26 protein-coding genes are annotated in these 19,586 nt (G+C 65.5%); 4 read left to right on the forward strand and 22 right to left on the reverse strand.

What is annotated here, in order from left to right:
- Positions 1 to 64: 64 nt before the first annotated feature.
- Positions 65 to 1,099 carry a 4Fe-4S double cluster binding domain-containing protein gene (locus Q4T40_16495; GenBank protein ID MDT8902842.1) on the reverse strand — a complete coding sequence of 345 codons (1,035 nt, stop codon included), beginning with the start codon at positions 1,097 to 1,099 and terminating at the stop codon, positions 65 to 67.
- A gap of 253 nt (positions 1,100 to 1,352) precedes the next feature.
- Entirely contained in the window at positions 1,353 to 1,517 is a 165-nt protein-coding gene (locus Q4T40_16500) for a hypothetical protein (protein ID MDT8902843.1), read from the reverse strand.
- 162 nt (positions 1,518 to 1,679) lie between these two features.
- On the opposite strand from Q4T40_16500, the gene Q4T40_16505 reads away from it, so the two are divergent.
- Positions 1,680 to 1,898, forward strand: a complete 219-nt coding sequence (locus tag Q4T40_16505; GenBank protein MDT8902844.1) for a hypothetical protein — start codon at positions 1,680 to 1,682, stop codon at positions 1,896 to 1,898.
- A gap of 130 nt (positions 1,899 to 2,028) precedes the next feature.
- Here the strand turns inward: Q4T40_16505 and Q4T40_16510 are convergent, their stop codons facing one another.
- Positions 2,029 to 2,664: a hypothetical protein gene (locus Q4T40_16510; protein MDT8902845.1), complete on the reverse strand. Its 636-nt coding sequence runs from the start codon at positions 2,662 to 2,664 to the stop codon at positions 2,029 to 2,031.
- 279 nt (positions 2,665 to 2,943) lie between these two features.
- On the opposite strand from Q4T40_16510, the gene Q4T40_16515 reads away from it, so the two are divergent.
- Entirely contained in the window at positions 2,944 to 3,168 is a 225-nt protein-coding gene (locus Q4T40_16515; GenBank protein MDT8902846.1) for a hypothetical protein, read from the forward strand.
- Positions 3,169 to 3,268: 100 nt separating this feature from the next.
- On the opposite strand, the gene Q4T40_16520 is transcribed toward Q4T40_16515, so the two are convergent.
- From Q4T40_16520 to Q4T40_16570, 11 genes are all read right to left on the reverse strand, one after another.
- A complete protein-coding gene (locus Q4T40_16520) occupies positions 3,269 to 3,595 on the reverse strand; it encodes a hypothetical protein (protein MDT8902847.1) in 327 nt (108 codons plus the stop codon).
- 37 nt (positions 3,596 to 3,632) lie between these two features.
- Positions 3,633 to 3,980, reverse strand: a complete 348-nt coding sequence (locus Q4T40_16525; protein ID MDT8902848.1) for a Smr/MutS family protein — start codon at positions 3,978 to 3,980, stop codon at positions 3,633 to 3,635.
- Positions 3,981 to 4,029: 49 nt separating this feature from the next.
- Positions 4,030 to 4,446 (reverse strand): hypothetical protein, encoded by a 417-nt coding sequence (locus Q4T40_16530; GenBank protein ID MDT8902849.1) that lies wholly within the window; start codon positions 4,444 to 4,446, stop codon positions 4,030 to 4,032.
- An 11-nt stretch (positions 4,447 to 4,457) separates the two neighbouring features.
- The gene (locus Q4T40_16535) at positions 4,458 to 5,216 is read right to left on the reverse strand and encodes an SDR family oxidoreductase (GenBank protein MDT8902850.1); all 759 of its coding nucleotides are present in this window, start codon (positions 5,214 to 5,216) and stop codon (positions 4,458 to 4,460) included.
- A gap of 38 nt (positions 5,217 to 5,254) precedes the next feature.
- Positions 5,255 to 6,526 carry a four-carbon acid sugar kinase family protein gene (locus Q4T40_16540; protein ID MDT8902851.1) on the reverse strand — a complete coding sequence of 424 codons (1,272 nt, stop codon included), beginning with the start codon at positions 6,524 to 6,526 and terminating at the stop codon, positions 5,255 to 5,257.
- A 165-nt stretch (positions 6,527 to 6,691) separates the two neighbouring features.
- The gene (locus Q4T40_16545; GenBank protein MDT8902852.1) at positions 6,692 to 6,973 is read right to left on the reverse strand and encodes a UxaA family hydrolase; all 282 of its coding nucleotides are present in this window, start codon (positions 6,971 to 6,973) and stop codon (positions 6,692 to 6,694) included.
- Between the two features lie 16 nt (positions 6,974 to 6,989).
- Positions 6,990 to 8,153, reverse strand: coding sequence for a UxaA family hydrolase (locus tag Q4T40_16550; GenBank protein MDT8902853.1), 1,164 nt, complete (start codon positions 8,151 to 8,153; stop codon positions 6,990 to 6,992).
- A gap of 52 nt (positions 8,154 to 8,205) precedes the next feature.
- Positions 8,206 to 8,610, reverse strand: a complete 405-nt coding sequence (locus Q4T40_16555) for a VOC family protein (protein MDT8902854.1) — start codon at positions 8,608 to 8,610, stop codon at positions 8,206 to 8,208.
- A gap of 24 nt (positions 8,611 to 8,634) precedes the next feature.
- Positions 8,635 to 9,186, reverse strand: coding sequence for an O-acetyl-ADP-ribose deacetylase (locus Q4T40_16560; protein MDT8902855.1), 552 nt, complete (start codon positions 9,184 to 9,186; stop codon positions 8,635 to 8,637).
- Positions 9,183 to 10,229 (reverse strand): AbrB family transcriptional regulator, encoded by a 1,047-nt coding sequence (locus Q4T40_16565; protein ID MDT8902856.1) that lies wholly within the window; start codon positions 10,227 to 10,229, stop codon positions 9,183 to 9,185. The genes Q4T40_16560 and Q4T40_16565 overlap by 4 nt, the downstream gene beginning before the upstream one ends.
- Positions 10,230 to 10,532: 303 nt before the next feature.
- Positions 10,533 to 11,156 (reverse strand): HD-GYP domain-containing protein, encoded by a 624-nt coding sequence (locus Q4T40_16570; GenBank protein ID MDT8902857.1) that lies wholly within the window; start codon positions 11,154 to 11,156, stop codon positions 10,533 to 10,535.
- Positions 11,157 to 11,331: 175 nt separating this feature from the next.
- Between Q4T40_16570 and Q4T40_16575 the strand changes: the two genes are divergently transcribed.
- The gene (locus tag Q4T40_16575; protein ID MDT8902858.1) at positions 11,332 to 11,604 is read left to right on the forward strand and encodes a hypothetical protein; all 273 of its coding nucleotides are present in this window, start codon (positions 11,332 to 11,334) and stop codon (positions 11,602 to 11,604) included.
- 34 nt (positions 11,605 to 11,638) lie between these two features.
- Here the strand turns inward: Q4T40_16575 and Q4T40_16580 are convergent, their stop codons facing one another.
- The 7 genes from Q4T40_16580 to Q4T40_16610 form a co-directional block, all read right to left on the reverse strand.
- A complete protein-coding gene (locus Q4T40_16580; protein MDT8902859.1) occupies positions 11,639 to 12,400 on the reverse strand; it encodes a metal-dependent hydrolase in 762 nt (253 codons plus the stop codon).
- 413 nt (positions 12,401 to 12,813) lie between these two features.
- Positions 12,814 to 13,389: a flavodoxin family protein gene (locus Q4T40_16585; protein MDT8902860.1), complete on the reverse strand. Its 576-nt coding sequence runs from the start codon at positions 13,387 to 13,389 to the stop codon at positions 12,814 to 12,816.
- Positions 13,390 to 13,424: 35 nt separating this feature from the next.
- Positions 13,425 to 14,555: a VIT1/CCC1 transporter family protein gene (locus Q4T40_16590; protein ID MDT8902861.1), complete on the reverse strand. Its 1,131-nt coding sequence runs from the start codon at positions 14,553 to 14,555 to the stop codon at positions 13,425 to 13,427.
- 46 nt (positions 14,556 to 14,601) lie between these two features.
- Positions 14,602 to 15,093: a DUF523 domain-containing protein gene (locus Q4T40_16595; protein ID MDT8902862.1), complete on the reverse strand. Its 492-nt coding sequence runs from the start codon at positions 15,091 to 15,093 to the stop codon at positions 14,602 to 14,604.
- A complete protein-coding gene (locus Q4T40_16600; GenBank protein ID MDT8902863.1) occupies positions 15,090 to 16,217 on the reverse strand; it encodes an iron-containing alcohol dehydrogenase in 1,128 nt (375 codons plus the stop codon). The genes Q4T40_16595 and Q4T40_16600 overlap by 4 nt, the downstream gene beginning before the upstream one ends.
- Positions 16,218 to 16,321: 104 nt before the next feature.
- Entirely contained in the window at positions 16,322 to 16,795 is a 474-nt protein-coding gene (locus tag Q4T40_16605; protein ID MDT8902864.1) for a methylated-DNA--[protein]-cysteine S-methyltransferase, read from the reverse strand.
- Positions 16,783 to 17,358 carry an Ada metal-binding domain-containing protein gene (locus Q4T40_16610; protein MDT8902865.1) on the reverse strand — a complete coding sequence of 192 codons (576 nt, stop codon included), beginning with the start codon at positions 17,356 to 17,358 and terminating at the stop codon, positions 16,783 to 16,785. The genes Q4T40_16605 and Q4T40_16610 overlap by 13 nt, the downstream gene beginning before the upstream one ends.
- A gap of 168 nt (positions 17,359 to 17,526) precedes the next feature.
- On the opposite strand from Q4T40_16610, the gene Q4T40_16615 reads away from it, so the two are divergent.
- On the forward strand, positions 17,527 to 19,074 hold the full coding sequence (locus Q4T40_16615) for a DUF4127 family protein (protein ID MDT8902866.1): 1,548 nt from the start codon (positions 17,527 to 17,529) through the stop codon (positions 19,072 to 19,074).
- Positions 19,075 to 19,127: 53 nt separating this feature from the next.
- On the opposite strand, the gene Q4T40_16620 is transcribed toward Q4T40_16615, so the two are convergent.
- A complete protein-coding gene (locus tag Q4T40_16620; protein MDT8902867.1) occupies positions 19,128 to 19,562 on the reverse strand; it encodes a DUF350 domain-containing protein in 435 nt (144 codons plus the stop codon).
- Positions 19,563 to 19,586: the final 24 nt, after the last annotated feature.

Raw genomic sequence — 19,586 nt, forward strand, 5'->3', positions numbered from 1 at the left:
ATATATTAAAATTCACAACAACTGACCGTAATATATCCATTTTCCGCTGCCACCTGTAGGGGTTTCAGTTCGCGCTGAGTTTGTCGATCGCCCATTGGGCGGCGTCGCGGACGAGGGGGTTTTCGTTGTCGAGGGCTTTTTTCAGCGCCGGGATGTGCGACGGGTCGCCGGTGTTGCCGAGGGCGATGGCGGCGTTCCGCCGGAATACGTCCAGGTCCCGGATGTAGTTATACATGATGGGATAGACGACCGCGCGGTAATAGTCCTCGTCCAGCAGCAGCATCCGCTCCAGGTCGAAGTCTTTTTTCAGCTCCTCCAGGTACGGCTCTTTTCTTGCCGCCTTCGCCAGCACCTTCCTGTTGCGGGGGCAGGCGAGCTGGCAGGCGTCGCAGCCGTGAATCCTCGTGTCGATGCCTGCGCGTAGTTCGTCGGGGATAACCGTGCTTCTCATGTTGTTCATCAGCACGCACTTCATCGGCAGCAGCCTTCCCGCCTGGGCTATCGCCTGGGTGGGGCAGGCGTCCATGCACTGCCGGCAGTCCGGCGGGCATTTGCGGGTTACCGTCGGTTCGTCGTATTCCAGCTCCGTATCGACCAGGAAGGTATACAAGGTGATGAAGGAGCCGTCCTCCTCGGTGTAGGCGAAGTTATTCTTGCCGTAGGTGGTAACCCCGGCCCGCGCGCACGCCATGCGCTGGGGCACGTCGATCCCGCCCTCGTACACGGCGATGCCCAGGGACTTGATGAAATTCTTGAACTCGTTTGCCCGCAGGCCTGAGACGGACTCGTTCAGCGGCCGGTACGAGCGGCTCAGATAGATGCGGCCCACATGCGCCGTCAGCTCCTCGGGGAAAAGGATATCGCCGTAACCGTAGACGGCGCAGATGATGGCTTTCCCCTCCGGGTAAAACGTGCCGGGGCGGCAGCCGTCGATCAAGTACCCCGCGCCGGGGTTGTTGATCCAGGGAGCGTAGTCGGGGCGGGCTTTCAGCTCCTGCTCGTACTCGGGGAAATCCGCCGCGGTGGTGACGCCGACCTTGGAAAACCCCAGCTCCAGGGCTTTCAGCTTAATTTTCCTCGTCAGTGCCTTTTTATCCATAGCGACCATCCTTCTATGCCATTTTATTCCACATTGCTTGCCTTATCTCTCATACGCCGGACAGCCGCGAAACTCCTTTCCGCACCGCCAGCTATCTTTCGTTTCCCAGGCATTTCTCCGTCTTTTCTCCGGCGTTACCCTGCCGCTTCGCCGGCGTTTATCCGTCATTTTCCCGCCCCACGCTAAAACCCCGGCCTACCGGCCGGGGTCGTCGTACGCTTATGGTGCGGCGCGGCGGGTGGCGCGCGCCGGCTCAGCCGATGCCGAGCATGATGGCCAGCCCCACCGCGACCACCGCGGCGAAGATGCACCCCTCCACATACTTGCTGTTGTACTTTTTCACGCAGACCACCGAAAACACGCCCGCTAAAACCGCGACAGTCAGAAGAGCAAGCTGAATCTTTGTTGTCGTTGCCACATCCTTACCCTCCCTTGCCGCCTCATCACACAAGTTATTGTACCACGTACGCCCGCTTTCCGACAGCCCCACCCTCTCTCGCCGCCGGCGGGCCGCAAAAACCGCGCCGCGTCACTACCGCCAGGGCGGCGAGTATGGTAAAATACTACATGAGGTGATTATATGTCGACTAAATTATGCAAACCCGTCCTAAAACAACTGGTTCAGGAGATCGACAAAGCCGTTTTCCGGGCCGAGTCCAGCATGGGCGCCGTGCTCAAGGCCCTTACCGAGGAACTGCCGGAAGTAGCCGTGTCCGAGGAAGAATGGAACAAGCTTGACGAACAGGCGCAGGCGGCAACGATCCAAAAAGCTAAAAAAGCCCTGCTGACGATCGGCTAGCCGCCGGTCCTTCCCGTTGCCCGCATACCCCGGCCCCCAGGCTTGAGGCCGCCGAAAGCTTAAGACACCGCCCGCGCAAACGCCTAATAAGCGCAGGGAAAAAGAAAGGCCCGACACTCGTCGGGCTGTTCTATTGCGCCTTCATTTGCGCCTGCGCCATCGCCCGTCTGACGAAGACCAGGTCCGCGGGGCCAAGATCCACGTAGTGGACTACGCCGTCGAGAAATATGCCGGCGGAAATGGTCCTGGCGGTTGCGACAAGGTCGGCGAATTTTTTGCCGGCCTGCTTTTCGTCGATGAAAACATAGGTAACGTTGGCCTTGCCGCTCGGCGCGCGGACAGTTTTCGAGCGGGTGTAGGCCGCCGTTATCGTCTGGCCGTCGGCGACGAGGATGCGGCCGTTTGTGGCCGTGGCGGGCATGAGCGAGGTTATGATGAAGACGTCGCCGAAAGACCGGTAGTCGCAGACATAGCCGACCTTGAGCCGCTTGCCGCTTTTCACCGGCCTGTCCTGGGCGTCGTAGGTCGTCGCTTCCCTGATGCCGAAGTCGACGACGGTCCGGTAGTCGTCTGAAACGGCGTCTTTTTCCTCGAATATTATCGGCGTCTGGTCGGCCACCGGCCGGGCATGAGCCGTGGCGGGCCTGGCCGCCTCCTTCTGAATCATAGCCTTCGGGGCCTGGGTGGCGGCCGGCTGGCTGCCGCAGCCGGCAAACGCGGCGGACGCCAGCAGCACCGCGAGCGGCATCGATAGCTTCCGGTACATTACGTCAACTCCGTTTTATAAGATACTTCCAGTATAGCACCCTTTTCGCCCCTGTTCATTATGTTAATTTTTATCCCGCGCAGGAAAATATTGGGCAGGCCCGCGCCGCCGCCGTCCGGGGTTGCTTATTCGCCCGTCGTTCATATCATATAAGAAAAAACGGCGGTGAGACGATGGAAGCGGCCATCCTCCTGGCGATCGTCGCGACGCTTTTGGTGCTGGTCATAGTAATCCTGCTGCTGCCGTGCGCCCTCCCCTGCGGCGGCTGAGGCGGCGGCCATGGACATAAACAAGCTCGACCCCAACTGCGTGGGGCTTCTAGGCACATTGGTGAGCGCGGTCGGCGACCTGCTCCAGGGCATTTCGTCCGAGCTTCAGCTGCGCCAGGACAAAGAGGAGCAGCAGCAGACCAAGGCCAGGGACGAAAAGCTGGCCAAGCTCGAAGACGAGGTGAACGACCTCAGGGAGGAACTCGCCGCGCTGAAAAAAAAGCTCGCGAAATGAATTTCCGCCCAGGCAGCGCAAAAGCCCCGCGTGCCGTTCGCCAACGGCCGCGGGGCCGCTATATTCCGGGGCTGCACCAAAGTCACACCCGCCGCGCCCGTCAGCGCTGCTTGGGTTGCTTGGGCTGCTTCGGCAGCGCCTTCAGCACCACCTTATCGCCCTCTAACGCCGCCTTAAGCGCGTAATCGACGATACCCTGCTTATAAAGGTTAACCTTGAGCGTCAGGAGCGCCTTGCCCACCTCCTCCTGCAGCTCGGGGGTGAAAAACTCCGCCCAGGCCGGCTTCGGGGCCTCCTTCTTCGCCGTCTTCGCGGCCGGCGCGGCCGGCTCTTCCGCCGTCCCGTCGCTCAGATGCTCGAAGCTAACCGCCTCGCGCACCCCGGCGAACATCTCCGAATCATGGCGGTTTTTCGGTATCTTGGCCATACTCTTGCTCTCCTTAGAAAAATAATATCGTCGCCATTCACAGCAGCACGACCGTGATCCCCGCGTTGCCGCGCTCAAAATCGCGGTCGCGGCTCAGGTCGGGGTAAGCGTCCAGGATCCTGCGGGCCCCGGCGTCGAAAATGCTCCAGTCCTCGCCCGCCACCGCCTCCTTGATCCCGCCCCGGCGCTTGCGGTCCGCCAGGGCCGCGCGGACGCCGACCCGCAGCTTGCCGCCCACGCCGCTTGAGCCGTAGCCGTGGATTATCTTGACAACCTTCGCCCCCTGAGCGCGGGCGCGGATAAGCTCCCCGCCCAGCCGGTGGGTCGCCTGTTCGACGGACGGCATGCCCAGTTCCAAGTTGATGATTACCATCTTTGTCGCCATAATGTCCTGTTCCGCCCGTTCCCTGCGAATTCCTGCCCCGCCGCGAAGCTTACCGCCCCAGGACGGAGAAGGTATGGCCGCACCACTCGCGCGTCTCGCGGAACACCTCGGCCAGCAGGTGGCCATAAACCGCGCCGGCGACGGCTTTGGCGTCGTCCCGGTAGGCGTCCCAGTCAGGCTCGGCGAGCGGCGCTTCCAGCCGCGTCACCACCGTGAAGCCGCGCCACCTGAGGCAGCGATAATCTCCGGCCAGCTCGGCCGACAGCTCCGCCGCCCCTGCGGCCATCGCCACCTTCGGCCACACTTCCCCGACCGTCGTCCAAGCCCCGGGCGCCACCAGCAGCACATCAGGCCGCCTCGGCCGCCCGTCCTCGTCCGCCCCGGCGACGAACGCCGCGAACCCGCTCTCCAGCCATGCCGCCCCGGCGTCCGGCCCCGCGAGGCACATAACGCTAAACCGCTTCAAACCAGGTTCCCCTATTCTTCATAAATCATCTTCACCGTCATCCCGCCGTCCACCACAAGATTAGAACCCGTGATGAAGCCGGCGTCCGCCGATACGAGGAACAGACAAGCGGCGGCGATGTCCTCCGGCCGCCCCACCCTGCCGGCGGGATGCTGCTCGTGATCCACGGGGCGCAGAGCCGCCGGCCGGCGCACCCGGCCTTTCTTAAGCAGGCTGGTGTCGATCCAGCCCGGGCTTATGGCGTTGACCCTGATGCGCCGCGACCCCAAGGTTACGGCCAGCGAGCGGGTAAGGGCGAGCAGCCCGCCTTTGGCCGCGTCGTAGGCGTGCCAATCCGGCTCGGACATGAGAGCGCGGGTCGAGGCGATGTTGACGACGGCTGACCCCGCCGTCAGCAGCGGCAGGGCGTACTTCACGACAACGAACGGCCCGCGCAGGTTGACGGCGATCACCGCGTCCCAGGCGGCCAGCGGCGCGTCGAGCGGCGTCGGGCCTGAAATTCCGGCGTTGTTTATGAGCGCGCCGAGGCTGACGCCGCGCCCGGCGAGGTCCTCGCAGGCCGCGGCGACCGCCCGTTCGTCGCCGACATCGACGCCGTACAGCAGGCAATCGCCCCCGGCGGCGGCAATCTCGGCCCGCGCCTCTTCCCCGGCTTCGCCGTCGCGCTCGAAAATCGCCACGCCCCAGCCACGGCCGGCGAACGCCCGGGCCACCGCCCGGCCGATCCCCTGCCCACCGCCAGTGACGAGGACAAACTGTTTATCGTTCACACTTTCCCATCCCTTCCGTCGCGGCGCGGGCGGCGAAATTATTGCCGCAGAACTTCGAGCGCCGCGGCCAAAGCATCGTCACTCCCGAACGCGCCGGCCTTGGTGACCACCTTTAGGCCGTCCCGGCGGCCGCCCTGCAGCTCGCCCAGCGGGATGCCGGGGGCCACCTCGCGGATCACTCTGATGCCCGTCGCCCCAAGGGCCAGGCACACCGCCACAGCGATATCGCCGCCGGTAAGCACCAAGCCGCTGGGCGACGCGTCCTCGGCCAGCCGCTGGCCCATCTCGCCTAAAGCGCCGGCGACGAGATCGCCGGCCTGCTGGCCGTTGAGACCCAGAGCCTCCGCCTCGCGGCGGGTGGCGGCGACAATGTCGTCACTGTAGCCTGACGCCAGCACGGCGTTTTTCCCCTCCCGCATGGCAGCGGCCGCCGCCGCGCAGCAGCGCTCGATCTCGGCCTTGCGCCCGGCGTCCGTGAGCAGCGCGGCGGGGGTGACCATTATATACGCCACGTCGGGCCGCTCGCTGAGCTTGGCGACCTGGCTGCGGGTTACGTTGGAGACGCTGCCGGCGATCACCGCGACCGGGCCGGAGCGCTTCGCGCCGCTCAGACCGAGGGCGGCGGGCAGATGCTCGGCCAGCCCGGCCGACCCCACCCACAACGTCCCCTGCCCCCGGGCGGCGATCGCCGCGGCCAGATCCCTAAGCTGCTCATCCCGCCAGGCGTCGCAGACCACGACCTCCACCCCGTCAGCGGCCAGCCGCGCCAGTTCGGCGGCGATCGCCGCCTCGCCGGCGGACATGACCTTCAGTCCCACTTGCCCGACTTTGCGCCTGGTCTGGGCCGCCAGCAACGCCGGGACATACGATTCCTTCACAGGCATCTTCGGGTCGCGGGCGATTTCGCTGGCCTCGATGGGTACGCCGTTCAAAAGGTGCAGCCCGCCGACCGTTATCCGCCCGTTCTTGGGGAAAGCCGGCGCCGCCACGGCCAGCTTGAGCCCGCACGCGTCCATGATGGCGTCGATCTGCGGACCGAGGTTGCCGCGGAGGGTGGAGTCGACCTTCATGTAGACGGCGCCGACGCCGCCGGAGCTTACCAGCCGGGCGGCCTCCGCCGCCCGGGCGTAGGCTTCGCCGGGCGGGACGGCCCGGCTGCCGATGTCGACGACAACGACGTCGGAAGCCGCGTCGCTACTGAATTGACGGGCATCGAGCAGAACGACGGTCGCCAGGCCCTGCTTGGCGAACTGGACGCCGGTGTCGTTGGCGCCGGTGAGGTCGTCGGCGATTACGGCTATCACGGCCATGTTTTCACCCCTCTGACATTTTCGTACATTAGCGAACATCTCAGCGTACATTTTCCCTGGCATTTCTCAGCCCTGCCATTCTTACGTTAGCTGACAAACACCCCGTTCCGGGGGCAGAAGAGCCGGCGGGCAGCAGTCGCCGGCCATTTTATGTAAAATTATGGTTTACTTGTCGCCACGGCCGCGGCAGCTTTCGAGGTTGTGGACGTGGACGTGCTGGCCGGGCAGGATGTCGCGGGTGGCGAGGCCGATGGTTTCGCCGTACTTTGTGACCGCCTCGCCGCGCTTGATCGCGCGGAGGGCGAATTTGTGGCCGAAGGGAATTTTCTCGACGACGGTGGCGGTCAGTTTTTCGGCCCCGCTGTCAACGGTCACGGTGACGCCGGGCTCGACGGCTTCGACGACGGTGCAGACGTTGTCGGCCGGGTTCATTACGATCGCGCGCATTGCTTTTCCCCTCCCGTCACATCGTCGGGCCGACGCGGTTGATGGCGAAGTCGTTGAAGCCGAGGATTTCGGCCTTGGCGAGCTTGCCGGAGGCGACGGCGAGCATTTCGGCGTAGATACGCTTCCCGACCTGGGCGACCGTCTCGTCGCCGGTGACGACGGTGCCGGCGTCGAGGTCGATGTTGTCGTTCATCCGGTGATAAAGAGGGGTGGTGGTGGAGACCTTGACGGTGGGGGCGATGGGCGAGCCGCAGCAGGTGCCACGGCCGGTGGTGAAGACTACGAGGTGGCAGCCGCCGGCGACCATGCCGGTGAGCTGCTCGATGTCCTGGCCGGGGGTGTCCATCCAGACAAGCCCTTTACGGGTTACCGGGGCGGCGTAGTCGATTACGTCCTGCAGGGGCCGCGTGCCGGCTTTGTAGATGCAGCCGAGGGATTTCTCCTCGATGGAGGACAGGCCGCCCTCGATGTTGCCGGGGGTGGGCTGGCCGCCGCGCATGTCGACGCCCATGCCGGTGGCGAGGGCTTCGCAGCGGTTTATGACCTCGTAGCAGCGCCGGGCGACCCGTTCGTTGACCGCGCGGGCGGCGACGAGGTGTTCGGCGCCGATTATCTCGGTGGTTTCGGCAAGGATGACGGTGCCGCCGGCGTCGATGAGCAGGTCGCTGGCCACGCCGAGGGCGGGGTTGGCGGATATGCCGGAGCAGGCGTCGGAGCCGCCGCATTCGGTGCCGAGGATGAGTTCGCCAGCGTCAACCGGCTCGCGGGCGAGCAGCGAGGCGGCGCCGACCATCTCCCGGGCGGCGCTCGCACCGGCGGCGGTGGCTTTGACGGAGCCGCCCTCGTCCTGGATGACGACGAGGTGGACGGGCTTGTAGGGGCACTTTTGCCGGATGGCGGCGGCGATGTCCTGGGCGCGGACGGTTTCGCAGCCAAGGCCGACGACGACTACGCCGTACACGTTGGGATGGGTGCCGTGGGCGACGAGGATGCGGGCGGTGCGGTCGGCGTCGGCGCCGAGCTGGGTGCAGCCGTGCTGGTGCTCGACCCAGACGGTGCCGGCGACCTGCTGGGAGATGCCCCGGGCGACGCGGTTGGCGCATACGACCGACGGGATGACGAGCACGTGGTTGCGGATGCCGACCGTGCCGTCCGGGCGGCGGTAGCCGTGAAACTGCATTGATATCACCTCAAAAATGCATTTCTGGCCGAGGTTAACAGGAAGACGCGGTTTATTTAAACGAGTCGTAGATTTGCTTGTATTCCGGCGTCGGCGGGATGGTCTTGTAGATGTAAAGGTGGACGCCGTTGGGGTCGTCGACGACGAAGCTGCGCTCCCCCCAGGGTTTGTCGACAAGGCCCTGGACGATTTTGAGACCGGCGTCCCTGAGGCGGCGGTATTCGGCGTCGGCGTCGTCGACTTCGAAGGAGATGATGAGTCCCTTGTTGAAGAATTCGCCCGCCTCCCGCTGCGGCAGGGTGAAGCTGATGCCGACGGCGAGGTCGCCGGGGGCGAGGAGTTCGATGTACCAGTCGCTTTCGTAGACGAGCCGGAAGTCGAAGTGCCGCATGTAAAATTCCTTCGATTCGCGGAGTTTGTTGGTGCTGATGGTGGAGTCGACCCGTTTGATTTTCATCCCGTTTCCTCCTTGCTGTCGTGGCTATTGCGGCTGCAGGCGCCCTTCGGCGGCGAGCAGCCGGCTGTATATCCCGTAATCGCCGGCCGAGTGGAGCACGAAGCGGATTTCGGCCAGCGGGTATGGCGCGAGGGCGGCGAGGACGGCGGCGATGGCGACGGGGGCGGCGGCCTCGATGGGGTAGCGGTAGGCGCCGGTGCTGATGGAGGGGAAGGCCAGGGTGCGGAGCCCGCGCCCGTGGGCGAGACGCAGGCTGTTGGTGTAGCAGGCGGCGAGCAGTTCGGGGTCGGACGGGCGGCCGCCGTAGACCGGGCCGACGGTGTGGATGACGTAGCGGGCGGCGAGGTTGCCGCCGCCGGTGATGACGGCCTGGCCGGCCGGACAGCCGCCCTGGCGGGCGCGGATGACGTCGAGCTCGCGCATGATGGCCGGGCCGCCCCGGGCGTGGATGGCGCCGTCTACGCCGCCGCCGCCCGCGAGGCGGCTGTTGGCGGCGTTCACTATGCCGTCGACGTCCTGGACGGTTATGTCGCCGAGGAGGGCGGTGACGAGCGTGTCGCGGAACTTCGCTTTCATGGGTTCCTCCCTTCCCCCAGCCAGCGGCGCAGGAGCGGGGGCAGGATGATCAGGATGAACAGCAGGCGGAACATATGGTAGCCGACGACGACCGAGACGTCGCCGCCGACGAGGATGGCGGTGAGGCCCATCTCGGCCATGCCGCCGGGGGCGGCGCTGAGGAAGGCGGTGGCCCCGCTGGTGGGGATGGCGGCTGCCAGGCCGTAGCCGATGAGCAGGGAGACGACGAGGAGAACGGCGACATTGGCGAAGGTGTAGGCGAGGATTTTCCGCCATTTGCCGCTGCCGGCGAAGTCGATGGCGCTGCCCATGTAAGCGCCGACGGCTATCTGGGCGGCGTTGAGCAGGGGCTGGGGCACGACGGGCGGCGGGAAGCCGGCGACAACGAGCGGTGCGGTGGCGAGCACCGGCCCGAGGAGGTAAGGGGTGGGGAAGCCGAGGCGCGCCGCCAGCAGGGCGCCGACGACGACCGCGGCGATGTAGGGCAGGGCGGCGGCCGGGTCGGCGACGGCCGGGACGGCCGCCGCGGCGGGGCCGGCGGCGCCGCCGGCCGACAGGCCGTGGGTGACGAGGAAGGGAACGGTGAAGACGGCGGACAGCATCCTGATCGTCTGCATGACGGTGACGACCGTGGCGTCTGCGCCGGCGATTTCCTCGCCGAGCACGACCATCTGCGACAGGCCGCCGGGGACGGTGGCGAGGACGCAGGTGGCGAGGCTGAGGCCGGTCTGACGGTGGGTGATGTAGCCGGCCGCCACGCTGGCGAGGATGAGCACGACCGTCATGCCGAGCATGAGGTGTATTTGGGAGAGGATGTAGAGGCCGACGGCGGCGGTAAAGGGCCGCCCCATTATGTGACCGAGGACCATCAGGCCGGCGTTGCGCAGCTTCACGGGCCAGCAGACCCTCGCTGGCGCGACCCGGCCGAGGACGATGACCGCCGTGAGGGGGCCGAGCATCCACGGCAAAGGGCTGTGAACGCTATAGAACAGCAGGCCACCCGCGACCGCGGCCGCCAGGGTGACGAGGAAGTTTTTCACCATGTTTTCACCGTGTGTGTTTTGCTAACATTATTGTGCGCGATCTTTCTCTCTATACTATTTTGGCCCGCATGCCCAAACTCCTGCGCCGAAATAGGAAAAAACCGCCATGATCCAGCGGTTTCCTGAACAAGCCATGGTTATATTGCTCGTTCTTCAAAAAGTGCAGGCCGTTCAGGGCCGCCAGGTGCAAGGCGCACCGGAGAGCACGGCCGGAGGCGTACTTGGTTGCGTACGCCGAGGAAGGGTTCGAGGAGCAACGCCGCAATGGCGGTCATCGACGGCCTGCCCCGGCAGCAGCGACAATTACTCGCCGCCGTCCATACTGTACCCAAATCTCTCTCTTATAAACTCGATGAACACCGCCGCTATCACCGGGTCGAACTGGCTGCCGGCGTTCCGCCAGATTTCGCGGACGCATTCGCCGAGGGGGACCGGCGTCCGGTAGCAGCGGGACGCGGTCATGGCGTCGAAGGCGTCGCAGAGGGCCAGCATTCTGCTGAAGAGCGGGATTTCCTCGCGGGCCAGGCCGTCGGGATAACCGGTGCCGTCCCAGCGTTCGTGGTGGTGGCGCATGATGCCGACGATGGGGTCCACCCCGTCGACCCCGGACAGCATGGCGGCCCCGTCGGCGGCGTGGAGCCTCATTATCTTGAATTCCGCGGGCGTAAGGCGGCCGGGTTTGGTGAGGATGTTTTCCGGAGTCTTTATTTTGCCGACGTCATGCACGACGCCGACCATGTAAGCGAGGTTGATCTCGTCGGAGTCCATCCCCATCTGGCTGGCAAGCCCCGCCATGAGGTCGGCGACGTGCTCGGCGTGCATGGCGGTGCTGGGGTCGCAGTAGTATATCTGTCGGCAGAAGTCTTCGATGGCTTCCATGTTGACCTGCTCGATGAGCGGACGGCCGGCCGGCTTTTTACGCTTCACGTCGTCACCTTTCGTACCGCGGCCCGGAACCTGGTCGGGGCTACGGGAATCGGTCGCACAATCTTAGCGATTCAACATTTAGCCTGTTATTTCCTGCACATTTCGACAAATCGTCCCTGCCATTTTTCGCCGCGACATGCCGGGGCGCATATCATGAAGAGGGAGGTAGATGCACGTGGCTTCGCAGGAAGCGGATGAACTGACGCTGCTGGCCGCCGCCACGGCGTTGGCGCTGGCGCAGGGCAAAAAAGCGGGGGAAGTCGGCGTAATGTCCGGCTTCGTGGGAGCCATCGCCAATAATCTGGCTTTGCTGGCGGTGGTGCTGGCGACCGAGGAGGCGGCGGCGGCGGAAGCCAAGGCGAAAAAGGCGGAAGAGAGCCTGGAGGAGAGGCTGAGGCTGATCGAGGAGCGGCTGGCGGCCTGCTGCGAGGGGAAGGGACAAAAGTAGCACCCGCAGGTTGTTGCGGGTGCTTTGTTTGATGTTACAATACTAAAACGCCGCCGGGTTTCATGATTTCTACTTTGACGCCTTTGAAGCGGGTTTCGACGGCTTTTTTGAAGGCTGCGGGGTCCTGTTTGATGAGGGCGTGGGTGTTGTAGTGCATGGGGACGACGATTTTGGGGGTGAGCATGCCGACGGCTTCGACGGCGTCGTCGGGGCCCATGGTGTAGTTGTCGCCGATGGGCAGGAGGGCGCAGTCAATCTTCTCCAGCCGGCCGAGGAGGGCCATGTCGCCGAAGAGGGCGGTGTCGCCGGCGTGGTAGACGGTGACGCCGCGGAGGTTGACGATGAAGCCGGCGGCGTGGCCGCCGGCGACGCCTGAGCCGTGGATGGCGGTGGTGACGCGGACGTAGCCGAAGTCAAAGGCTTTCTTGGCGCCGATGTGGACGGAGATGACGTCGCAGCCCTGGTCTTTGAGCATGCGGGCAATTTCGGCGGTGGCGACGACTTTGGCGCCGGTGCGCCTGGCGATGGCGACGGTGTCGCCGAGGTGGTCCTGATGGGCGTGGGTGACGAGGATGTAGTCGGCTTTGATGACGTCGGGCGAAGCGGCGGCCTGCGGGTTGCCGGTGAGGTAGGGGTCGATGAGGATGGTGGTGCCGCCGCTGGTGAGCTGGAAGGCGGCGTGGCCGAGGAAGGTGACGGCGGTTTTGCCGCCCGGACCGGCGGGGGCGGCGGCGGCCGGCGCGGCGGCGAGGATGAGGGCGAGGCCGAGGACAAGGGCGAGCAGCTTGCTGCGCATGACTGAGCCTCCTATGTATTTGATTTTGGTTTCGCGGACAATACATCGTCGGGCGAAGGTTGCCGCGCCGCTCGCGTGTCTGCGGATGTACGCGCTGTAAGACTTGCGCCGACTCAGCCGTACCGGCGCCAAACGGGCGTCCATGCCCGTTGTCGCCTCGCCCGACCGTCCATGGTCGGGCGTACGGTTTCGTTCGCAACTTGCTGCGTCAACAGCGCGTACCATCCTCCGCCAATGCTCGCTTGCGCGGCAACCTCCGCCCTCTTTTACAAACCAAAGATGCACAACAATGGATAGCCGCGGCCGTTCAGAAGGCCCCAGATGCTAGGCGGCTCCGAGGACGCGAGCGAAGACAGTACACGGGAGTACGGCGAGCGAGCGCCCGCAGGAACAACAACGCAGATGGGGCCTTATCAACGGCCGATCCTGTTTAGCAACCAAGCCATGTTTTCGCCGATGGACCGCATATTCGCCATCCCTTCCTCGTCGTTGGCGACATCGCCGATTTCGCGGCCGTAGACCATGTTCCAGTAGGTGGCGCCGACGAGGATCATCTGGTTCAGGTGGAAGAAGTGGTTGATGGTGTCGAAGGTGTGGGTAGCCCCGCCCCGCCGGACGGCGGTGACGGCGGCGCCGGCTTTGTGTTTGAAGAGGTAGTCGTTGCCGCGCGCTACGTAGCCGGACCGGTCGATGAGGGCTTTCATTTCGGCGTTGACGTCGGCGAAGTAGGTGGGCGAGCCGAGGATTATGCCGTCGGCGGCGATCATTTTGGCGATACAGTCGTTGACGAAGTCGTCGGCGATGACGCAGCGGCGGTCGCGGTTTTCGCGGCAGGCGCCGCAGGCCATGCAGCCGCGCACCGGGCGGCCGCCTACCTGGAGGAGTTCGGTTTCGATGCCGTGTTTTTCGAGTTCGCCGAAGACGGTTTTGATGAGGAGGGCGGTGTTGCCGTCCTTGCGGGGGCTGGTGTTGATGCCGATTACTTTCATGGTTGGTCGCTCCTTCGCGTTTTTTTGGGGGCCGGTCAGCCGGTAAGGGTGACGCCGACGAGACGGCCGACGGCGTAGGTGGCGCCGGCGGCGGCCAGACCGAAGAGGGTTTGGCGCAGGCCGGCATAGAGGACGGGTTTGCCGGTGAAGAGGGTGATGGCGGCGCCGATGGCGAACAGGCCGGCGGCGCTGGCGGCGGCGCTGAGGATTATGGCGGCCGTGCCGCCGGCGAAGAAGAAGGGCAGGACGGGGAGAACGGCGCCGACGGCGAAGAGGAGGAAGGAGGTGATGGCTGCTTCCCAGGCCGAGCCGCCGAGTTCGTCGGGGTCGATGCCGAGCTCGTCGCGGGCGAGGGCATCAAGGGCGGTGGCGGGGTCGGACATGAGTTTTGCGGCGAGGAGACGGGCGGTTTCTTGGTCGAGGCCGCGCGCCTGGTAAATGAGGACGAGTTCCTCGGTTTCCTCCTCGGGCATGGCGGCGATTTCGTAGCGTTCGGTGGCGAGCTGTTTTTCGTAGAGTTCACGCGAGCTCTGAACTGATATCCATTCGCCGAGGGCCATGGAGATGGCGCCGGCGAGCAGGCCGGCGAGGCCGGTGAGAAGGATGCCGCTGCTGGCGATTTCGGCGCCGGCGACACCCATGACGAGGTTGAAGTTGGAGACGAGGCCGTCGCTGGCGCCGAGGACGGCGGCCCGGAGGGCGTTGCCGCCGGCGGCGCGGTGGCGGCCTTCCATGCGGGCAAGGAGGCTGCCTTCCATGCCGGCGCCGTGGGAGGTGCGGTTTATCTGCTGGAGGAGGACGGCGTGGGAGCGCTCTTCGGCAACCATGCCGACAGCCTCGGGCTGGGCGGCGTAGCCGGCCGAGGCCTGACGCTCGGTGGCGGCGAGGGTGGGCATGATGAGCTCGGGGCCGAAGCGGTTCGCCAGCCAGATGAGGGTCCGGGTGCGCCAGTCGGGCCGGAAGGGCTTGACCGCGCCGCCGGCGGCGGCGATGCGCGCGGCCCATTGGTCGGCGTGTTTGGTTTCGGTGGCGGCGAGACGCCGGTATACTTCGGCCAGCCGGGGGTCGGCCTCGCGGGCGGCGAGAGCGGTGTAGAGGGCGGCGCTGTTTAGTTCGTCTTCGCGGTTGTCCTGGAAACGCTTAATGTCGTCAGCTATAACGGTCATGTTCATTCCTCCAGGGGCTAAAGTATCTCTATTTATTTTATGTAATCTAACAATTGCCTGCCCCTAGAGCAAGTATTTTTTGTAGTTCTTCGGCGGTTAAGTCTTCTTCGGTATATAGCGGAATTCCCTTCTCAGCTAAGGCGGCGGCGGCGACGCCGTCTCCGTCCTTTACGACGCGGGTGAAGCTGCCGTCGTAGATGCGGCCGACGCCGCAGGTGGGGCTGCGGGCTTTGAGGACGGCGGCGGCGATGGGGATGGCGCGGACGAGGGCGAGGGTTTGCCGGACGCCGCCGAGAAAGGCCGGGGTGAGGTCGAGGCCGTCGGCGGCGAGTATCTTGGCCCGGCCTGCGAGGACGTCTTGGCCGCTGCCGCCGACGATTTCGGCCGCCGGGCGGGGGGTGGGCAGGCCGCCGAGCTGTTCGGGGCAGACGGGCAGGCAGAGGCCGGCGGCCGCCGGGCCGAGGAGGGCCGGGCAGAGGTTGTGGCCGCCGTCGTAGCGGCAGGAGAGGCCGAGGAGGCAGGCGCTGACGAGGATCATGCGTAGACGCGCCGCAGGAGGGCTTCCATTTCTGCGGGGGTTACGGGGACGGGGTTGACGCGGGTGGCTCCCTGCATGGAGCCGGCGACGAGCTCGGGGAGGGCCGCGGTGAAGGTTTGCTCGTCGATGCCGGCGGCGCGGAGGGAGGCGGGGATGCCCAGGGTCTGATTAAGTCCGCGGATGGCGGCGATGAGGTCGGGGACGCCGCAGGCGGCGGCGAGGCGGCGGATACGGTCGCCGACCCAGGGGTCGCGGGCGTTGTATTCGAGGACGTGGGGCAGTAAGATGGCGTTGACGAGGCCGTGGCCGAGGTTCCAGAGACCGCCGAGGGAGTGGGCGATGCCGTGGGCGGCGCCGAGGCCGACGTTGCCGAAGGCGAGGCCGGCGAGGGACTGGAAGTTGTGGACTTTTTCACGGCTGTCGATGGTTTTGTCGCGGTAGGATACGGGGAGGTGCTCGAGGAGGCCGGCGGCGGCGCCGGCGGCCATGGGGCCGGTGAAGTCGTCGATGTTGCGGTTGATGTAGCATTCGACGGCGTGGGTGAGGGCGTCCATGCCGGTTTCGGCGACGACGTTGGGGGGCATGGTGAGGGTGAGGTCGGCGTCGAGGATGGCGATGTCGGGGATGAAGGCGGGGGTGCGGAGGCCGATTTTGAGGTTTTGGTCGCGGAAGGTTACGACGGCCACTTTGGTGACTTCGCTGCCGGTGCCGGAGGTGGAGGGGATGGCGACGAGCCGGATGGCTTTGCGCGCGGCGGGCAGGGCGCCGGCGAGGGCGGCGGCGAAGTCGAGGCCGGGGTATTCGGTGAAGAGGGTCATTACTTTGGCGGCGTCGAGGGCCGAGCCGCCGCCTACGGCGATGACGAGGTCGGGGGCGAAGGGGCGCATTTGGGCTACGCCGGCGAGGACGGCTTCGGTGTCGGGGTTGGCGGGGACGCCGGCGTGGACTAGGGTGGCGCAGCCTTGGGCCTGGAGGAGTTTTTCTATTTTGGCGACGACGCCGGTTTTGATCATGGAGGAGCCGCCGGTGACTATGACGGCGCGGCGGGCGGGAACGGCCGCCAGGTGTTCGAGGGAGCCGCTGCCGGTGACGAGGGTCTGGCCGCCGAGGATGATTTCTTTCATGGGTGTTACCTCCTGTGAGTTGCCTTTTCCTGATTATTCCACGGCATGGCGAGCAATTTCCTGCCGCCTGGACGGAAAAAAGAAGCAGGTTGTCTGCTTCTTTTTTAATGTCCGCTATTATTCCGTTCGTGGTCGAGGAGCCACCGTTTTTTCTCAAGCCCGCCGCCGTAGCCGGTGAGGCTGCCGTCGGCGCCGATGACGCGGTGGCAGGGGATGAGGATGGGGAGCGGGTTGCGGCCGTTGGCGGCGCCGACGGCTCTGACGGCGGCTGGGTTGCCGACGGCGGCGGCGAGGTCGCGATAGGAGATGGCGGCGCCGTAGGGGATGGCTGTGAGCTCGGCCCAGACGGCGCGTTGGAAGGGTGTGCCGCTTGGCCGGAGGGGAACGGTGAAGCTGGTGAGGCGGCCGGCGAAGTAGGCGGCGAGTTCGTCGAGGGCTTGGAGGAGGCAGGGGGGCGCGGCGGGGTCGGGAGGGCCGGCCGCGGGTGCGAAACGGACGGCGATGATGCCGGCGGGGTCGGCGGTGACGGCGAGGGGGCCGATGGGGGTGACGAGGCCGGCGGTGGCTATTTGCTGCATGGCGCGGCCTCCTCTGTTTGGCACCGCCGCCAGGCGCGGGGCGAAAGGCCGGTGCGCGCTCTGAAGGCGGCGAAGAAGCGCGAGGGGGAGCCGAAGCCGACGGCGTAGGCTACGCCGGTGCCGGTGAGATGGCTGCCGGCGAGGAGGGCTTCGGCTTTGCCGATGCGGAGGGCGCGGAGGTAGTCCCGCGGGGCCTGGCCGGTGTGGTGTTTGAAGAGACGGGCTAGGTGTGAGCGGCTGAGGCCGATGCGGCCGGGGAGCTCGGTGAGGATGGCGGGGTTGTCGTATTCGGTTTCGAGGAGGAGGCGCGCGATGCGGATGAGGTCCTGGCCGGGGGCGAGGAGGGCGTCGGGCCGGCAGCGCTTGCAGGGCCGGTAGCCCTGGGCGAGGGCGGCGGCGGGGCCGGGGAAGAAGACGGTGTTTTCGCGGCGGGGCTGCCGCGATTTGCAGGAGGGGCGGCAGAAGACGCGGGTGGTGGTGACGCCGTAGCAGAAGTGGCCGTCGTAGGTTGGGTCGCTGGCGGCGACGGCTTGCCACATGGTTTCCGGGGAGTAGGTTTCCATGGCACACCTCGCATGTTTTTCTGTTTATAGGATACCATAGGGCGGCCGTTTTTGCGTCGCGGTTTGTGCTGTGTCATTCGCTGCCGGCCGCGGCGGCGCGGCAGGATTTGCCAACGGGCGGACAGAATAGCAGAATATAGAAGTGATTTTGTTGCGTGGGAGGACAAGATGCGCGGATTGATTATTGCTTTGATGATTGCCGGTTTGTGGCTGACGCCGCTTTCAGCGGCTGCGCAGACGATTGTTTTCGTGCCGTTCGATAATCGCCCGGTAAGCCTGGATTATGTTGTCGATACCGGGAAGGCGGCGGGGCTTGAGATTGTGACGCCGCCGGCGGCGCTGCTGGGGAGCCGGACGGAGCCGGGGAAACCGGAGGCGCTGTGGGCGTGGCTGGCTGATAATGTCCGCACGGCGGACGCGGCGGTGGTTTCGAGCGATGCGCTGCTGTACGGCAGCCTGGTGGCGTCGCGCCGGCATGATTTGCCTGAGGAGGTTATCAAGGAGCGGCTGGACCGCTTTTATGCTCTTAAGCTGGCGAATCCGGGGACGAGGCTGTATGTGTTCGGGACGATTATGCGGACGCCGCATATGAGCGCGGGCGGGGTGGAGCCGGATTATTACGAGGTGCACGGGCCGAATATTTTTCGTTTGACGGCGCTGCAGGATAAGGCGGAGACGGACGGGCTGACGCGCGGCGAGGAGGCGGAGCTTAAGGCTTTGCGGGCTGCGCTGCCTGAGGCGGTGTTGACCGACTGGTTTGCAAGAAGGGATAAGAATTTCGCGGCGAATGTGCGGTTGGTGGAGTATGCGCGCAACGGGATTTTCGCGTATTTCCTGCTGGGGCGCGACGATTGCTCGCCTTTTTCGCAGTCGCATCTGGAGTCGCGCCTGATCGCGGCTGAGACGGAGGGGCTACCGGCGTCGAAGTACGCGACTTTTCCGGGCGCGGATCAACTGGGGATGCTGATGATGGTGCGGGCGGCGAATAATGCGGCGGTGCGCATTCCGCTGGTGCGGGTTTTCTACGCGCCGGGGGCGGGGCCGGAGACGGTGCCGTCGTATGAGGATGTGCCGATCGGCCGGACGGTGAATGACCATGTGGTGGCGGCGGGCGGTCTGCTGCTGACGGGGACGGGTCCGGATCTGACGCTGGCGGTTAATACGCCGGAGAACGGGGTGACGCGCGAGGCGAACAGCGCGGCGAACCGCGGGCGGGTGACGGCGGCGGCGTATGTTTTCGCGGGTGAGGTGGCGGATGCTTTGGCCGGCGGCGAGCCGGTGGCGGTGGGGGACGTGGCGTATGCGAACGGTGCGGATAACGCGCTGATGGCCGAGTTTGTCCGCCGCGGACTGTTTTTCAGGCTTGCCGCGTATTCGGGCTGGAATACGGCGAGCAATACGCTGGGTTACGCGATCGGCCAGGGGCTGCTGGCGCCGCGGATGTCGGCGGCGGCGAAGGACCGCCTGCTGGCGACGAGGCTGCTGGACGACTGGGCGTACCAGTCGAATGTGCGGGGGGCGCTGGGGAAAGAGGTGCTGTATCCCGCGGGCGGCAACTGGTTTTATCTGAATGCGCTGGAGCCCCGCCTGACGGCGGAGGCGGACCGGCGGCTTAAGGCGTTCGCGGCGGCGAATTTCCCGGGGTATCCGGTGGACCGGCTGAAGGTCCGCTTCCCCTGGAACAGGATGTTCGAGGTGGATATCGAGTTGCCGTAGGGTATGAAAACGGCTGGCAGGACGCCAGCCGTTTTTTTGTTTGTCGTGTTTTTTTAGTAGCTGATGAGGGCGGCGAGGAGGAGGCCGGCGGATACGCTGAGGAAGGCGGAGAAGATGCCGACGGCGACGTTGCCCTGGGGGATTTCTTTGACGACGGTGAAGGGGGTGATGAGTTCGAATATGTAGAAGACGACGACCTGGAAGATGATGCCGATGAGGCCCCAGATGACGAGGTCGGCGAAGTTGACGGCATGGAAGACGGCCGAGGCGAGGACGAGGGACAGGCCGAGGATTTTGCCGCCGAGGTCGCAGGCGGCGGCTTGGGCTGCGCCCGCTTTGCGGCGGTCGTCGTCGCCGCCGCCGGCGATGAGTTGCTGCTCTTTGTAGGGGGTGGTGATCATGAAGAGGAAGATGCCGAGCCCGAGGAGGGGCAGGGCGATGCCGAGATAGCTGAGAAAGTTGACGATGTTTGCCCATTGGCTACCCAATGTGAATCAGCCTCCTTGTTGTTC

The sequence above is a fragment of the Selenomonadales bacterium 4137-cl genome (genome assembly GCA_032334055.1).
Classification (GTDB): Bacteria; Bacillota; Negativicutes; order Sporomusales; family UBA7701; genus Anaeroselena; species Anaeroselena agilis.

Bases quoted from the DNA above. Each gene is read 5' to 3' on its own strand.
- Q4T40_16520 (MDT8902847.1), bottom strand. From the start codon at position 3,595: ATGGCCAAGATACCGAAAAACCGCCATGATTCGGAGATGTTCGCCGGG.
- Q4T40_16495 (MDT8902842.1), bottom strand. From the start codon at position 1,099: ATGGATAAAAAGGCACTGACGAGGAAAATTAAGCTGAAAGCCCTGGAG.
- Q4T40_16515 (MDT8902846.1), top strand. From the start codon at position 2,944: ATGGACATAAACAAGCTCGACCCCAACTGCGTGGGGCTTCTAGGCACA.
- Q4T40_16510 (MDT8902845.1), bottom strand. From the start codon at position 2,664: ATGTACCGGAAGCTATCGATGCCGCTCGCGGTGCTGCTGGCGTCCGCC.
- Q4T40_16580 (MDT8902859.1), bottom strand. From the start codon at position 12,400: ATGCGCAGCAAGCTGCTCGCCCTTGTCCTCGGCCTCGCCCTCATCCTC.
- Q4T40_16605 (MDT8902864.1), bottom strand. From the start codon at position 16,795: ATGCAGCAAATAGCCACCGCCGGCCTCGTCACCCCCATCGGCCCCCTC.
- Q4T40_16505 (MDT8902844.1), top strand. From the start codon at position 1,680: ATGTCGACTAAATTATGCAAACCCGTCCTAAAACAACTGGTTCAGGAG.
- Q4T40_16600 (MDT8902863.1), bottom strand. From the start codon at position 16,217: ATGAAAGAAATCATCCTCGGCGGCCAGACCCTCGTCACCGGCAGCGGC.
- Q4T40_16610 (MDT8902865.1), bottom strand. From the start codon at position 17,358: ATGGAAACCTACTCCCCGGAAACCATGTGGCAAGCCGTCGCCGCCAGC.
- Q4T40_16590 (MDT8902861.1), bottom strand. From the start codon at position 14,555: ATGACCGTTATAGCTGACGACATTAAGCGTTTCCAGGACAACCGCGAA.
- Q4T40_16525 (MDT8902848.1), bottom strand. From the start codon at position 3,980: ATGGCGACAAAGATGGTAATCATCAACTTGGAACTGGGCATGCCGTCC.
- Q4T40_16615 (MDT8902866.1), top strand. From the start codon at position 17,527: ATGCGCGGATTGATTATTGCTTTGATGATTGCCGGTTTGTGGCTGACG.
- Q4T40_16545 (MDT8902852.1), bottom strand. From the start codon at position 6,973: ATGCGCGCGATCGTAATGAACCCGGCCGACAACGTCTGCACCGTCGTC.
- Q4T40_16555 (MDT8902854.1), bottom strand. From the start codon at position 8,610: ATGAAAATCAAACGGGTCGACTCCACCATCAGCACCAACAAACTCCGC.
- Q4T40_16550 (MDT8902853.1), bottom strand. From the start codon at position 8,153: ATGCAGTTTCACGGCTACCGCCGCCCGGACGGCACGGTCGGCATCCGC.
- Q4T40_16585 (MDT8902860.1), bottom strand. From the start codon at position 13,389: ATGAAAGTAATCGGCATCAACACCAGCCCCCGCAAGGACGGCAACACC.
- Q4T40_16540 (MDT8902851.1), bottom strand. From the start codon at position 6,526: ATGGCCGTGATAGCCGTAATCGCCGACGACCTCACCGGCGCCAACGAC.
- Q4T40_16565 (MDT8902856.1), bottom strand. From the start codon at position 10,229: ATGGTGAAAAACTTCCTCGTCACCCTGGCGGCCGCGGTCGCGGGTGGC.
- Q4T40_16560 (MDT8902855.1), bottom strand. From the start codon at position 9,186: ATGAAAGCGAAGTTCCGCGACACGCTCGTCACCGCCCTCCTCGGCGAC.
- Q4T40_16595 (MDT8902862.1), bottom strand. From the start codon at position 15,093: ATGATCCTCGTCAGCGCCTGCCTCCTCGGCCTCTCCTGCCGCTACGAC.